The organism is Mesorhizobium sp. WSM4828, assembly GCF_055811175.1.
Map to the genome: position 1 here is coordinate 70477 of NZ_JBVVQK010000005.1, position 14577 is coordinate 85053.

The 14577-nt window shown below is 62.2% G+C and carries 13 protein-coding genes; 8 read left to right on the forward strand and 5 right to left on the reverse strand.

What is annotated here, in order from left to right; translation table 11 throughout:
• The first annotated feature begins 63 nt into the window (after window positions 1-63).
• On the forward strand, window positions 64-204 hold the full coding sequence (locus AC0L2X_RS08045) for an EncA/B family entericidin (protein ID WP_292654758.1): 141 nt from the start codon (window positions 64-66) through the stop codon (window positions 202-204).
• 81 nt (window positions 205-285) lie between these two features.
• Here the strand turns inward: AC0L2X_RS08045 and AC0L2X_RS08050 are convergent, their stop codons facing one another.
• Complete coding sequence (locus tag AC0L2X_RS08050) at window positions 286-984, reverse strand: corrinoid protein (protein WP_023676506.1); 699 nt, start codon at window positions 982-984, stop codon at window positions 286-288.
• Window positions 985-1292: 308 nt separating this feature from the next.
• On the opposite strand from AC0L2X_RS08050, the gene AC0L2X_RS08055 reads away from it, so the two are divergent.
• The 5 genes from AC0L2X_RS08055 to AC0L2X_RS08075 all read left to right on the forward strand — a co-directional run bounded on the left by AC0L2X_RS08055 (window position 1293) and on the right by AC0L2X_RS08075 (window position 7258).
• Window positions 1293-2867 (forward strand): trimethylamine methyltransferase family protein, encoded by a 1575-nt coding sequence (locus AC0L2X_RS08055; protein ID WP_473556745.1) that lies wholly within the window; start codon window positions 1293-1295, stop codon window positions 2865-2867.
• A gap of 89 nt (window positions 2868-2956) precedes the next feature.
• Complete coding sequence (locus AC0L2X_RS08060; RefSeq protein WP_473556743.1) at window positions 2957-3646, forward strand: hypothetical protein; 690 nt, start codon at window positions 2957-2959, stop codon at window positions 3644-3646.
• 104 nt (window positions 3647-3750) lie between these two features.
• The gene (locus tag AC0L2X_RS08065) at window positions 3751-4506 is read left to right on the forward strand and encodes a dienelactone hydrolase family protein (protein ID WP_473556741.1); all 756 of its coding nucleotides are present in this window, start codon (window positions 3751-3753) and stop codon (window positions 4504-4506) included.
• Between the two features lie 68 nt (window positions 4507-4574).
• The gene (locus AC0L2X_RS08070) at window positions 4575-5135 is read left to right on the forward strand and encodes an RNA polymerase sigma factor (RefSeq protein ID WP_473556738.1); all 561 of its coding nucleotides are present in this window, start codon (window positions 4575-4577) and stop codon (window positions 5133-5135) included.
• Between the two features lie 2 nt (window positions 5136-5137).
• On the forward strand, window positions 5138-7258 hold the full coding sequence (locus AC0L2X_RS08075) for a vWA domain-containing protein (protein WP_473556736.1): 2121 nt from the start codon (window positions 5138-5140) through the stop codon (window positions 7256-7258).
• Window positions 7259-7408: 150 nt separating this feature from the next.
• Here AC0L2X_RS08075 and bmt read toward each other — a convergent pair whose 3' ends face one another.
• Window positions 7409-8425: a betaine--homocysteine S-methyltransferase gene (bmt, locus tag AC0L2X_RS08080; protein ID WP_473556733.1), complete on the reverse strand. Its 1017-nt coding sequence runs from the start codon at window positions 8423-8425 to the stop codon at window positions 7409-7411.
• Window positions 8426-8514: 89 nt separating this feature from the next.
• On the reverse strand, window positions 8515-9357 hold the full coding sequence (locus AC0L2X_RS08085; RefSeq protein ID WP_473556731.1) for a helix-turn-helix domain-containing protein: 843 nt from the start codon (window positions 9355-9357) through the stop codon (window positions 8515-8517).
• Between the two features lie 228 nt (window positions 9358-9585).
• Between AC0L2X_RS08085 and AC0L2X_RS08090 the strand changes: the two genes are divergently transcribed.
• Together AC0L2X_RS08090 and AC0L2X_RS08095 are read left to right on the forward strand one after the other, a co-directional pair.
• Window positions 9586-10596 (forward strand): fatty acid desaturase, encoded by a 1011-nt coding sequence (locus tag AC0L2X_RS08090; RefSeq protein ID WP_473556729.1) that lies wholly within the window; start codon window positions 9586-9588, stop codon window positions 10594-10596.
• Between the two features lie 83 nt (window positions 10597-10679).
• On the forward strand, window positions 10680-11480 hold the full coding sequence (locus AC0L2X_RS08095) for a phosphate/phosphite/phosphonate ABC transporter substrate-binding protein (protein WP_473556726.1): 801 nt from the start codon (window positions 10680-10682) through the stop codon (window positions 11478-11480).
• Window positions 11481-11587: 107 nt separating this feature from the next.
• On the opposite strand, the gene AC0L2X_RS08100 is transcribed toward AC0L2X_RS08095, so the two are convergent.
• Together AC0L2X_RS08100 and AC0L2X_RS08105 are read right to left on the reverse strand one after the other, a co-directional pair.
• Window positions 11588-12901 (reverse strand): M24 family metallopeptidase, encoded by a 1314-nt coding sequence (locus AC0L2X_RS08100; protein WP_473556816.1) that lies wholly within the window; start codon window positions 12899-12901, stop codon window positions 11588-11590.
• 25 nt (window positions 12902-12926) lie between these two features.
• A complete protein-coding gene (locus AC0L2X_RS08105) occupies window positions 12927-14504 on the reverse strand; it encodes a glycosyltransferase family 39 protein (RefSeq protein WP_473556723.1) in 1578 nt (525 codons plus the stop codon).
• Between the last annotated feature and the right edge of the window lie 73 nt (window positions 14505-14577).

Sequence of the window (14577 nt, forward strand, 5' to 3'; positions counted from 1 at the left end):
GAACCAGTCTAATCGATCTTCGTTGCTGTCCAGCGAATTTATATGCTGAGGGAGACACCATTCATGAAATTGTTCCGCGTCGCGCCAATTGCTATTCTCGCCTGCGCCTTGGCTGTTTCGGCCTGCGCCAACACGGTGCGCGGCGTCGGCAAGGATCTCAAATCCACTGCGAAGGCGGTTGACGATACAGTCAAGAAACCTTGATCTGCACGATTTCAAACATTTGGGAATAAAAAAGCCGCACTACAAGGCGCGGCTTTTCTCGTCGGTGCCGAATTTGTTGGCTCAAGCCGAAGCGCGGACGTTGTGCTTGCGCTTCATGAAGTCCTTGGCGGTCTCGACCGCCACCGCGGCGTCGCGGCAATAGGCGTCGGCGCCGACGGCTTTGCCGAATTCCTCGTTGAGCGGTGCGCCGCCGACCAGCACGACATAGTCGTCGCGAATGCCCTTTTCCTTCATCGTATCGATGACGACTTTCATGTAAGGCATGGTCGTCGTCAGCAGCGCCGACATGCCGATGATGTCGGGCTGGTGCTTTTCGATGGCATCGAGATATTTTTCGACCGCATTGTTGATGCCGAGGTCGATCACATCGAAGCCGGCGCCTTCCATCATCATGCCGACCAGGTTCTTGCCGATGTCATGGATGTCGCCCTTGACGGTGCCGATCACCATCTTGCCCTGCTTCGGCGCGCCGGTCGCGACAAGCAGCGGACGCAGGATGAACATGCCGGCCTTCATCGCGTTGGCCGACAGCAGCACTTCGGGAACGAACAGGATGCCGTCGCGGAAATCCTCGCCGACGATGCGCATGCCTTCGACCAGAGCCTCCGTCAGCACCTTGTAAGGCGCCCAGCCGCGCTCGAGAAGGATATTGGTGCCTTCCTCGATTTCTTCCTTCAACCCGTCATAAAGATCGTCGTGCATCTGCTGCACCAATTCGTCGTCGGAGAGTTCCGAAAGGATGATCTCGTCGTCGGCCATTTTTTCTCAGGCTCCTTGCCGGCTACAACTATCGCGGCAGCTTAAAAATATCGCGTCAATACCTAACCCGCACGGGCCGGTTGTCCATAGCTGATTTGCGACTTCCCGCAAAACGAAAGCGACCGTAAATCTCTTGGAATTCTTGTCGATTTTGCGACAGGCGTTGGCGCTGGCGGGCCGTTTCGAATAGGGTGCATGGCTACGATCCGGCCAGAGACCGCAATATGCGGCCGCAAACGGATTTCAGGCCGGTACAAGAGCCCGGCCGGAGTAAATCAGGCCAGAACGAAAGCCAGGGAAGAACGATTATGAGTGAGAACGCGCCGGTCGACCAGGAAGCGTCAAACGCACGGCGCGGGCGCGCTGCCAGCGGTGGCGCCGCAGCCCGACGGGCTGCGCGTTCGGGCGGCGGCCCCGGCACACAGCTCACCTATATCAAGCGCAAGATCAACGTCTATGAAGTGCTGGACGAGGAAGGGCTGGCGCTGATCGAAAAGAACACCGACACGGTGCTCGAAGAGATCGGCATCATCTTCCGCGACGACGCCGAGGCGCTGCAGCTGTGGAAAGATGCGGGCGCCGACGTCAAGGGCGAGCGCGTGCATTTCCCCAAGGGCCTCTGCCGCTCGCTGTTGAAGACCGCTCCGTCCGTCTATACCCAACACGCCCGCAATGGCGAGCGCTCGGTGCAGATCGGCGGCAACGCGACAGTGTTCGCGCCGGTCTATGGACCGCCCTTCGTGCGCGATCTCGACGGCGTCAGGCGCTATGCGACGATCGAGGATTTCCGGAATTTCGTGAAACTCGCCTATATGGCGCCGTCGATCCACCATTCCGGCGGCACGGTTTGCGAGCCGGTCGACGTGCCGGTCAACAAGCGCCATCTCGACATGGTCTATAGCCATATCAAATATTCGGACAAGCCGTTCATGGGCTCGGTGACCGCGCCCGAGCGCGCCGAAGATACGGTGGCGATGGCCAAGATCGTGTTTGGTGACGATTTCGTCGAGAACAACACGGTGCTGACCAGCCTGATCAACGCCAACTCGCCGATGGTCTTCGACGAGACCATGCTGGGGGCGCTGAAGGTTTATTCGCGCCATAACCAGGCCTGCATCGTCACGCCGTTCATCCTTGCCGGTGCGATGAGCCCGGTGACGGTCGCCGGCACGCTGACCCAGGTTTTGGCCGAGGTTCTGGCCGGGGCGTCGTTCACACAGCTGATCCGACCGGGTGCGCCGGTGCTGTTCGGCACCTTCGCCTCGTCGATCTCGATGCAGTCGGGCGCGCCGACCTTCGGAACGCCGGAGCCGTCGCTGGTCTCGTATGGCGCCGCACAGCTTGCCCGCAGGCTCGGACTGCCGTTCCGCACCGGCGGTTCGCTCTGTGCTTCAAAAATCCCCGACGCGCAGGCGGCCTACGAGAGCGCCAATACGTTGAACTCGACGATCCTCGCCGGCACCAATTTCGTGCTGCATTCGGCCGGCTGGCTCGAGGGCGGTCTCGCCTCCTGCTACGAAAAGTTCATGATGGATATCGACCAGCTCGGCATGACGCAGAAGTTCTCCGAGGGTGTCGACCTGTCGGAAAACGGCCAGGCGATGGACGCCATCCGCCAGGTCGGCCCGGGCAGCCACTATCTCGGCTGCGATCACACCCAGGCCAATTTCCAGACAGCGTTCTACCGCTCCAATATCGCCGACAACAATTCCTACGAGCAGTGGGTGGCCGAAGGCGAAAAAACCGCGCCGCAGCGCGCCAACGAGCTCGCCCGCCGCTGGCTGGAAAGCTACGAGGCGCCGCATCTCGATCAGGGCATCGACGACGGGCTGAAGGAGTTCATCGCAAAGAAGAAGGCGTCGATGGCCGACGCCTTCACCTGAAAGGAGCCCGAGTCAGGCGGGGCTAAAGTCGCCAACATCATCCACAAGGAAGTCTGGCGGAGTGCCTTCTCCGACCCGGACAAGAAGGGATGATTCTCGAGCGCGGCCTGATCGAAAGCATCGCGGCAGCGCTGGCGCGTGACGGCCTGATCCTTCGCGGCGGCTTCAATTTTACGGACGGGGAGCAAGCACCTTCCGGTCTCTCCGGCGCTGCCGCCAGATCCGTGCTTCTGGTGGGGCAGGCGGGTGCCGCACCTTGGCCGCACTTCCTGCGCTGGCTGGAGAAACAGTCACAGCCGATCGCCGATCCGCTCGACAGATGGTCGCGCGAAGTGATCGGCGCCGTGGCCGAAAGATTCGGGGCACGCGCGGCGTCGCCGTCCGACAGGCCTTATCTGCCGTTCCAGCAATGGGCGATGCGTGCAGAGGGGCTGAAGCCGTCGCCGCTCGGCATTCTCATGCATCCGCAATATGGGCTCTGGCATGCCTATCGCGGCGCGCTGCTGTTCGAAGACGAAATCGCGCTCCAAGAACCCCGCGACGTGATTCACCTTTGCGATACATGTTTGGAAAAACCTTGCCTGAAATCCTGTCCGGTCGAGGCTTATTCTGCGGATGGGTTTGCACATGAAACCTGTCTCGCCCATGTGCGCGGGCAGAACGGCGCGCCTTGCCGGACCGGCGGCTGCCTCGATCGCAACGCCTGTCCTTACGGTGCCGATTATCGCTATCGGGCCGAGGTTCAGGCCTTTCACATGGCAGCATTCGCGCGTCTGTAGGATCGCCGAATGCCGCACGAAATCTTGAAGCAGATCGCCTCATTACAGCTTGCCGCGACGGTCGCCGCGGGTATCTATCGCACGTCAGATCGACGGAGCGGATGATGACCACGCAAGCGATGCAGATCAAGACAAGCGACGGCATTGCCAAGGCTCGGCTGTTCCGTTCGGCGGCCCCGGCCAAAGCGGCGATCATCCTCTACATGGACGTTTTCGGTCCGCGACCGGCGCTTGATCAGATGGCGGAGCGGCTTACTGGCGAGGGCTATGCGGTGCTTGTGCCGGACCTCTTTTACCGCAATGCGCCCTACGGTCCGTTCGACCCCAAGACTGCGTTCGGCGACGAGAGGAGCAAGGCCGCCATCACAGGTCTCCTGGGCGGCACGACCCAGGAGATGACGATCCGCGACAGCGGCGCGTTCCTCGATGCACTTGCTGCGCAAGGCCTGGCCGGGCCGGTAGGCATTGTCGGCTACTGCATGGGCGGAGCGCGGGCACTGAACGCGGCGGCCAGCTATCCCGACCGCATCGCCGCCGCGGCCAGTTTTCACGGCGGCAATCTGGCTGGTGACGCAGCCGACAGTCCGCACCGGAAGGCCGCCTCGCTCAAGGCAAGGGTCTATATCGGCACTGCCGGTGTGGACCGCAGCTTTCCGCCGGAGCAATCGGCGCGGCTGGCCGAAACACTGCGCGCCGCCGAGGTCGATCATGTCATAGAGAACTATGCCGGCATGGCGCATGGCTGGTGCATGCCGGACCATAGTGCCTTCGATGCAGCCGGCGCCGAACGCCACGGGAGGCGGCTGACGATGCTGTTTGCGGAGACGCTCGGCCAAGGCGCGCCAACCATTACGACGTGACTGCCCGCCAAAAAATTCTTTCCATCGCCCCAAGGAACCGCCATTAGCCTTCGTCCAACAGGCAAATGATGGCGATGATGCTGGACGAAAGCGAAGCCTCCGACGCCGAACTGATCGGGCGGGCGAAGGGCGGAGACCGGGGTGCTTTCGGCAAGTTGCTCGAAAGGCACTATGGTTTCATCTATCGCGCCGCCTATCGTTGGTGCGGGAAAAAGGCCGACGCCGAAGATATCGCCCAGGAAGTCTGCGTCCGGCTCGGCCGCGCGATCCGCGACTATCACGGCAGCGGTGCCTTCACGACGTGGCTCTACACCATGACGCTGAATGCGGCGCGCGACATGATGCGCAAGACCGCCCGCGACACTGCCAAGACCGAGGCCTATGGTGCCTATGCGCTGATTTCGGGGGAAATCTCGGTAGAGCCGGAGGACCCAGCCGAGGCGCTCTGGTCAGCGGTGCGCAAGCTGCCGGACAAGCAGCGCGATGCGGTGCTGCTGGTTTATGGCGAGGGGCTGAGCCACGCCGCCGCCGCCGAGGCGATGGCAATCTCGGAGGCAACGGTTTCCTGGCACATCCATGAAGCGAAGAAACGGTTGAAGACGCTAATGCGTTCAGCCGGGGAAGTGTGACCATGGTCGACGACAATCAACTGAACAGGCTGCGCGACATCGCAGCACCGGCGCCCGGCGCGGATGCAAAGGCGCGTGCCCTCCAGGCCGCGCTGCGCGCCTATGACATGGAAGAAAAAACTTTGCCGGCCGCCCAAGGATCGGTGAGCGGGCTTCGTCTCACAGAGGGAGCACAAAGGCTCTGGAGCGAAATCATGCAAAAGAAACTCTTCGCCACGCCGGCTATTGCCGGGCTCGTTGCCCTGCCGATCGCCGGCTATGCCACCATCTACATGTTGGGGGAATCCAAATTCGGCGGGCCCAAATTCGGCGGGGACGATAAGATCACCGAAACGCTGGCTGACAAGCCGGCGACCGTCAAACCGCCGGTCGTGGCCGACGCGGACAAGCAGAAGAAGGCGGACGCCGACAGTGAAAGCCGCGACACCGGCGAGGCGCTTGTGGCACCGACATCGCCGCCGAAAGCGGAATCGACCGCAGTCGGCGGGTTGACGCAGCAAGACGTGCTCAGCCACAACGCACCCGAACCGGCGCAGAGTGGCGAGCTTGCGTTGAATGGCGGCGCAAGCTCCGCGGCTCCGGCCGTCGATGGCGGTGCGCGGGTCGGACGCATGCCTGGCACGGTCGCCGAGTCCAAGCTGATGGGACAGCAGCCCGCCGCTGCGCCGGCCGACCAGATGCTGCCGCAAGAGGAAAACCGCGACCGCGTCGAGGATTTCAAGACCAATCCGGTGCACGCCGCACTCGAAGATCCGGTCTCGACGTTCTCTATCGACGTCGACACCGCTTCCTATTCCTTCGTCCGGCGCTCGTTGAAGGAAGGTTTTATCCCGCAGGCCGATACGGTGCGCGTCGAGGAGATGGTCAACTACTTCCCCTATGACTGGAAAGGCCCGGACTCCGCCTCGACGCCGTTCAACTCGACTGTCAGCGTCATGCCGACGCCGTGGAACGAGCATACCAAGCTGATGCACGTCGCCATCAAGGGTTTCGACGTGAAGCCGGCCGAGCAGCCCAAGGCCAATCTGGTCTTCCTGATCGATGTGTCGGGCTCGATGAACGAGCAGGACAAGCTGCCGCTCCTGCAGTCGGCCTTCCGGCTGCTGGTCAACAAGCTGAGACCTGACGACACCGTCTCGATCGTCACTTATGCGGGCGATGCCGGTACCGTGCTTGAGCCCACCAAAGCTTCGGAAAAGGACAAGATCCTCGCTGCCATCGACAATCTGACATCCGGCGGCTCGACGGCAGGCGAGGCCGGCATCAAGGAAGCCTACAGGCTGGCGCAGAAATCTTTCGTCAAGGACGGCATCAATCGGGTGATGCTCGCCACCGATGGCGACTTCAATGTCGGCCAGACCGACGACGACGACCTGAAGCGGCTGATCGAAAAGGAGCGCAAGACAGGCGTATTCCTGTCGGTGTTCGGCTTCGGCCGCGACAATCTGAACGACCAGATGATGCAGACCGTCGCCCAGAACGGCAATGGCACTGCTGCCTATATCGATACGTTGGCTGAGGCCGAGAAGGTGCTGGTCGAGGATGCCTCCTCGACACTGTTCACCATCGCCAAGGACGTGAAGATCCAGGTCGAGTTCAATCCGAACAAGGTCTCGGAGTACCGGCTGATCGGCTACGAAACCCGCGCCTTGAACCGCGAGGATTTCAACAATGACCGGGTCGATGCCGGCGAGATCGGCTCAGGTCATTCGGTTACCGCGATCTACGAGATCACGCCTAAGGGCAGCGGCGGCGAACAGATCGACCAGCTGCGCTATGGCCAGGCCTCGGTCAACAATGGCGGTGTCGCCAATGCCGACGAATATGCCTTCGTCAAGATCCGCTACAAGCTGCCGAACGAGGACACTTCGAAGCTGATCACCACGCCGGTGACGTCAGCCAACGAGGTGGCGTCGTTCGACCAGGCCAGCACCGACCAGCGTTTCTCCGTTGCGGTCGCTGCCTTCGGCCAGAAGCTGCGCGACGAGGATGCGACCGCGAAGTTCGGCTACGACAAGATCATGGAGATTGCCACCGCCGCCAGAGGAGCCGACCCGTTTGGATACCGGTCCGAGTTCCTCTCGCTTGTGCGCCTTGCCTCGGCGCTCGGCGGTAACCGGTAGTGGCAATGACGGCCGGTTTCTTTCAGATGGGATCGTTCTGATAGGGGGAGCCGGCCTACGGGCGGGTGAGGCAGGCCGGCGAGGGAAACCTTGCCGGCCTTTTTTTCGCGGCCGCACAGCTTCGCGCGGAGCGCGTCACAGACGAAAGCGTCAGGCGCGTCCGCGGCGCCGCTCGCGGCGGGCTTCGCTGGTCTCGGCGACGTTGACCGTCGCCTGCTTATTACGCATCGGGCCGATGCGTTCGACGATCTGCTCGATGGTCGGGCGATCCGACTTGGTGTGCGCATCGAGCGCCTTGCGCATGGCGGCAAGGTGCTGGAACGAGGTGCCGCAGCAGCCGCCGACGATTTTGGCGCCGGCATCCACGGCGAGGCGCACATAGTCGGCCATCAGCTCGGGTGTGCCGGAATAATAGATCTCGGCGCCGCGAAATTCGGGAATGCCGCAATTGCCCTTGACGATCACCGTTGCTTCCGGCTTCGCCTCGGTCATGTCGAGCAGCGAGGCGAGAATGTCGGAGGCGCCGACACCGCAATTGGCGCCGACCCCGAGCGGTGTCTGCGACAGGCCATCGACGACGCCGTGGATGTCCTTCGGCAGCAGTCCCATCATGGTGCGGCCGGCGGTGTCGAAGGAGCCGGTATAGGTATACGGCAAGCCAACGCGGATGGCAGCTTCGGCGGCGGCGCGGATTTCGTCAGGCGCCGACATGGTTTCGATCCAAGCGACTTCGGCGCCACCGGCCTTCAGCCCCTCGATCTGCTCGGCAAAGGCCTCGACCGCCTCGTCATAAGTCATGGCGCCGAGCGGCACCAGCAGCTCGCCGGTCGGGCCGACGGAGCCGGCCACGATCACCTTGCGGCCAGCCTTTTTTGCAACGGCGCTTGCGATCTCGGCGGCGCGCTTGTTCAGCGCGTAAACCCGGTCCTGCGCATGGTGCAGCTTCAACCGGTGACGAGTGCCGCCAAAAGAGTTGGTCAGGATGATGTCGGCGCCGGCATCGACAAAGTTCTGGTGCAGGCTGGTGATGGTGTCGGGCGCGGTCTCGTTCAAGAGCTCGGGAGCCTCGCCGGCCTCAAGGCCCATGGCGAACAGATTGGTGCCGGTGGCGCCGTCGGCGAGCAGGACGCCCTTTTCGGCAAGCAGAGCGTCGATCGGATTGGTCATGGTGGAATACGCCTTCCCGGAAGAATAAGTGAGATAAGGATATAAAGAATTCTTTATGTGCCGTCAATGTCGGCGCGGAGAGCAACCGGTCAAAATCGCATCTCCGCCAGCTTTCGTGTGAAGCTGGCCGCCTCATGCGCGTTGACGTCCGCGGCACGGATCAGATTGTCGAAATGGCTGGTTAGGATGCGGATCGGCTGGGTGGCGTTCAGCACCAGATACATGTCGCCGACGTAAATGGCGGCGCGATAGGGCCCGAAGATGGTGTAGGGGATCGAATAGCGCATCCGCCCGTCATAGAGAAACAGGCGGAAGGTTGGATAGAGGTCGTCGAGCAGCGTCGCCATATGCAGGAGTTGCTGGTGGCGGTCGGCCTCCGGAAAGCGGTCCCAAACGCCCAGCCCGCGCGCGAAGATCTCCAGCGTGTGGCGCGGCATACAGACTTCCATGTCGGTTTCGGGCCGTCGGTTGTAGTCGATGCGGTACTGCGTTTCGCCGGCCTGTGCCTCGCGGCTCTTGTTGGCGATGACGGCTTCGTAGTCGACAAGCGCCTCGGTGCGCAGAAGATCGGGAATGCCGGCCGGCACGTAGCGGATTTTCGTTCCCGCCGCCTCGGCATGCCAGCGAGCCAGCAGCGTACGGTCGAAGCCGTCCGGCGCCTCCTCGATCTCAAGGCTCTCGCGGATTTCACCGGTGACGCCCTCGTCGTGGCTGAGGCCGAGCAGCCAGTCGAGCGAGACTTTGAATTCGGCGGCGATGTTGAGCAGCGTTTCGGCGCGGGGAAGGCGGGTCGAGGCGCCGGAGAGCAGCTGTGACAGCGCCGAACGGTCGATGCCAACCGCGGTGGCGAAGGCTGATTGGTTCAAATCGGACCTTGTCAAGAGCATTTTCAGGCGCTCGCGAAAGATCGTCGACAGGTCGCGCTTGTCCAAACCTCTACTCTCCCTGACGTGAGCAAAATTTTGCGCCGAAGCGGTCTACCTGGCGTTTCGAGCGCAAATGAATCTACGAGCTTGTTTACAATAGATAACATCTGCAGCTGAAAATGCGCAATCGCAACAGTTTGTGCGCTTTATCGCGTTGCAGCGGTGCAACGCTCCTGACACAATGCTGTCAGGAATCAAACGGGTTCCGGCGACTGGAAGGCAGTGGTCGATAGCATGACGAGCATGGGCAACAGGCGACATGGCGCAGCGGCCATCGAATGGCCGACCGTATTTCTCGCACTTCTATGCTACGGCGGTTGGCTTGCTGCCGGCTTTCTGCTCTGGCCGTCCTACCCGCTGCTGGCACTCGTCTTTCTGACCCTGATTGCGGCACTGCAATCCTCGCTGATGCACGAGGCCTTGCACGGCCACCCAACCCGGAACGCGCGGCTCAACGAAGCCTTTGTGTTCCTGCCGATTGGCCTTGTCTGGCCGTTTCGCCGGTTCAAGACCATTCACCTGCGCCACCACGCAGACGAGCGCCTGACCGATCCGCTCGACGATCCCGAAAGCTATTACCAGGCGCTCTGGCAGCACGAGGAGCTGCCGTCGGCGATGAAATTCCTGCTGAAGGTCAACAACACGATGATCGGGCGATTGGTGCTCGGTCCGTGGCTTTCCTGCATCGGCTTTTTCATTGACGACGCCAGGCAGGTTGCCGCGGGCGACAAGGTCGTCCGCAAGGCCTGGCTGCTGCACGCGATCGGCCTCGCCATCGTGCTACCTATCGTGCAGTTCGGCTTCGGCATGCCGTTATGGCTCTACGTTCTGGTGCCGGTGTGGCTTGGGCAGTCGCTGATTTCGATCCGCACCTACGCCGAGCACCAATGGTCGGAACATCCGGAAGGCCGCACGATCATCGTCGAGCGCTCGCCGCTGTCCTTCCTGTTCCTCAACAACAATCTGCATTTCGTCCATCACAAGACCCCGACGGTGGCCTGGTACAGGCTGCCGAAACTGTTTCGCGACCGCCGCGACGAGTGGCTGCGGATGAACAATGGCTACGCCTATCCGAACTATTTCGCGCTGCTCAGGGCCTATGCCTTCAAGGCGAAGGAGCCGGTCGTCCATCCCGTACTGCGGCGCATGCCGGAACCGGGCCGTGCATTCAAGCCGCGCGTCAGGGCACGCAGCCTCAATGGACTTGGCAGCGCGCCGGTACCCGCAGAGCCGCCGAAAGAGTGAATTTTGCGTTGTTGCAGGCGGTTCCGCGCGGACGACGCTTTCCTGAACTTGTCAATTTCCCGCATAACGGTCAAATCCCCGGCATGAGCGAATTCATTGCGGCTTTGCCGATGTACGACTGGCCGGAAGCGCGGGACGAGGTCGACGCGCAATGGGCGCGGCTGCGCGATCTTTTCAGACAAAAAGGCATCGATGCGCCGGAGACGATCATCCGCCGCAATGGCGATTTGCCTCCAGTGCCTGGCGGTATCCGCGACGATCAGGGGAAACTCATTGCGCCAGATCCGGTGACATTGCCGCCGGACGAGCTGGATTTTCACCGGCTCTGGCTGCACCCGGCGCTGCTCTTTGCGCAAACCTGCTGGGGACCGATGGAACTCGGCCTGTCGCAGCGTGTCCAGCTCGTCGGCCAGCCGCGCTACGACGCCTTCGAGGGTGGAGAGGGCGAACTCTATTCGAGCGCTATCGTCATGAGGGCGGGCGAGGCACCGCCGGTAAGGTCGCCGGCCGACGGCGGCGCCGTCATTCCGCTTGATCTGCTACGCGGCAAACGTTTCACCTTCAACAGCCTCGATTCCATGTCGGGCATCGTCGCGCCAGCCCGCGACTTGCAAGCATTGGGCGAGAGTTTGGATATCTTTTCCGGGCTGAGCGAAAGCTGTGGGCACCGTGCTTCGATCGTCGCCGTTGCCGAGGGCAGGGCGGATGTGGCGGCGATCGACTGCGAGAGCTGGGCGCTGGCGCAGCGTTTCGAGCCTGCGGCGCAGAAGGTGACGGTCGTCGGCTGGACAAGGCGGCTTAAAGGCTTGCCGTTCATCACGGCCAGGACGACGCCGGAAACGATCGTCGCCACGATGCGCGAGGCGATCGCGGCGCTCACATAATGCGCGTCGCGTTCGGTCCGCCTCATGCGAGCGCTTTAAATTCCTGTTTTTTGCATGTCATTATCACAAAACCGCTGCACACCTTTGCGTGACATGCATTAGGTCGCTCAGCCGCCAAGCAGCCGATTGTCGAGCGGGTAGGTCGAAAGCTTCTCATTGCCGGTCTCGGTGATCAGGATCTGTTCCTCGATCTTGACGCCTTCGTAGCCGCCAAGCCGACCGATATAGCTCTCGACGCACAGCACCATGCCAGGTTCGAGCACGCCGTCGGGTGTGTCGTCGGTCCAGTCGCTAGCATGCGGCAAAGTCGGGTATTCGTCGGCAAGGCCGACGCCGTGATAGAGCACCCCGTAACGGGCCGGGAAGCAATCTCCCGGCGGCACTGACGAGCGCTCGACGAGGCCGCGAAACGATACGCCCGGCCGCATCAGCTCCGTGTTGTAGGCGATCTGGTCGGCGGCGATGCGGAACAGGTCGCGCTGCTCCTGCGACGGCGGCGCGTCACCGCAAAGCCAGGTGCGCGAAAGGTCGGCGCAGAAGCCGTAAGGACCGATCAGGTCGGTATCGAAAGCGACGAGCTCGCCGGCCTCGATCATCCGCGACGAGCACTCCTGGAACCATGGATTGGTGCGCGGACCTGACGACAGGAGCCGGGTTTCGATCCATTCGCCGCCGCGCGCGATGTTGCCGCGATGGAGTTCGGCCCACAATTCGTTCTCGGAGAGGCCAGGCCTCAGCGCCTGCTCCATCTCGCCCATCGCCGCCTCGCAAGCGACGATCGCCCGGCGCATGGCAAGGATCTCGTCGGGTGATTTTATCAGCCGCGCATTCTCCATCACCGCCTCGCCATTGCCGGTCGAGATGCCGAGACGGGCGAGCTCTTCGATGCCCTCGCGATTGATGTGGTCGACTGCGATGCGGCGATTGCCGCCGCCGTGTTCCAACACCAGCTCGGCGATGCCAGCTGCCCAGCGGCGGACTTTTTGACCGGTCAGCTCACCGCTATAGAGGTAAGCCCACGACACCGCCGGCCGCACCTCGTCGACGACGCCGGAATGGTCGGAAAGGTGCTCGCAGGAGAAATAGTCGAACAGCACCACCGGGCCATCGGTGGCGACGAAACAATGCCTGGTCCGATTGTGTGAGACCCAGAGCTGCATGTTGGTCGCATCGGTGGCGTAGCGGATGTTGACCGGATCGTAGAGCAAGGCTCCCGCATAATCGCGGCGCTTCAGCTCGGCGCGGATGCGCTCGAGCCGGTATCGGCGCATAGCGGGCAGGTTAGGAGCAGCAATGCCCGCCGCCTGCCATTCGGCTTCCGCCAGCGCTCCATAGCCCAGCGCATGCTGGTTGAGTTCAGCGGCCTTCAGCCGCGATTTTTTGCGCAGCACATCGTTCGAGCCGTCCGGCTCGAACGGCATGATCTTGCGATGATGACGGGGCCGGTCAGTCGGGTTCCTGTCCACCCTCGGCTCCTCCGCTAACGCCTTCCTTGGGCGCCGTGGCTCCTCCGACCGCCATTCTCTTCAATCTTACATAGGCGCCGGGCCGGACGGACTTGTCGGTGCCACGCAACAGCGGAACCATCATTTGCCGCGGCTGGCCGTCCGGTTCGTAGCCGGCCGCTTTGAGCTGCTCCAAAATGACCGGCCGCGGATCGTCGCGGTCAAGCCAGACGAGTACGGCCGGCTCCTGCATCAGCATTTCGAAATTAGGCACTTCCTGGTCAAGTGCGACCAGTTTTTCGTCGACCAACCGCAGGTTTCCGACCCATGCACCATCAGATATTGCGGTTTTGACCGGTCCGTCCGCAGTCAATTGGCGATAGAGGGCGGGGTAATCCACGCGGATCATCCGCGACAGGCCACTGGTCCCGTTTATCTGGACGTACCAGGTGGCGGGCGCGAGCAGCACTGCGATGATCGCTCCAGCCGCGATCACCAGGAGCTGCGCATTCCTGCCCCGCGGCGCCAGCCGTTCCATAGTGGCGACGATGGCCGGCGGCAACAGGAACAGGACGGGCAGCAGCCAGCGGTCCTTGACCACCGTCACGCCGGTGGCCAGCACAAGTATTGCCAGCATGGCCAAGCCGAGCGCCAAGGTACGCCACAACAGAATTTCCCGGGCCGGACCTTTCGGATGCCGCTCGGAGAAACGGAATTTCGCCAGCCCGAAAGCCAGCGCGGAAACGAGCACCGGCAAGACCGCGAAATTGAAGGTGCCCATGACAAATTTGCCGGCGCCGACAAAGGCCGCCGCCATGCGCCCCTGTTGTGCATCTATTCCGAACTTCTCGCCTCTCGACAATAAATCCGCGGGATGCATGAGGCTCCAATAGGTGGTTGGTGCCAGCACCAATATCGCGACCGCTATGCTGATGGCGAACTTCGGATCAAGGATCGCGCTGCGCCATTCGCGCAGCGACAGCACCGCCGCAACAAGGGCGACCACCAGGAAGACATCATTATACTTGGCAAGAATTGCCGCCGCCGTGGCTAGGCCAAACGCCGCATAGGCGATCATGCTTCGGCGCTCGAGAAGATAGGCCATGGCGAGCAGGAGCAGCGAGCAGAAGCCGACGACGGCGACGGAATGCGACAAGGCGCGCTGCGATTCCCAGACGATCTGCGGGATCGTAAACAGGGCGAACATGGCCGCCGCCGCCGTCGCTTTGGTGTAGCCGAACCGCCGCATGGCGGCGAACACGCTGCAGGCGGCGAGGAACAGCACGGAGTATTTGACGAGCTTCAGCGTGAAGATACTGGTGCCGAAAACATGCGCGGCCAGCCAATTGATCCAGGTGTAGAGGGGTGGTTGAGAGCCGCCATATCCAGCCCAGAGATACGGAACGTAGATCAGCTGCTCCGCATCATCGATGCCGACGCCGGTTCCCGCCCAGGAGCTCAGCAGGGACAGTATGATGGTCTGCAAGGCGAAGTATGCCGCGACCATGACGATCGCCGCCGGGAACGGGCCGATCCGTCCCTCGGCCAGCCACTCGGCCCATCTCAGATTGTACTTCAATGAAATCTCATCGCCCTTGCCAGCAGAGTGTTGCCGGCTGCGCTAGCATGAAGAGTATGCTTCGCACAATGCG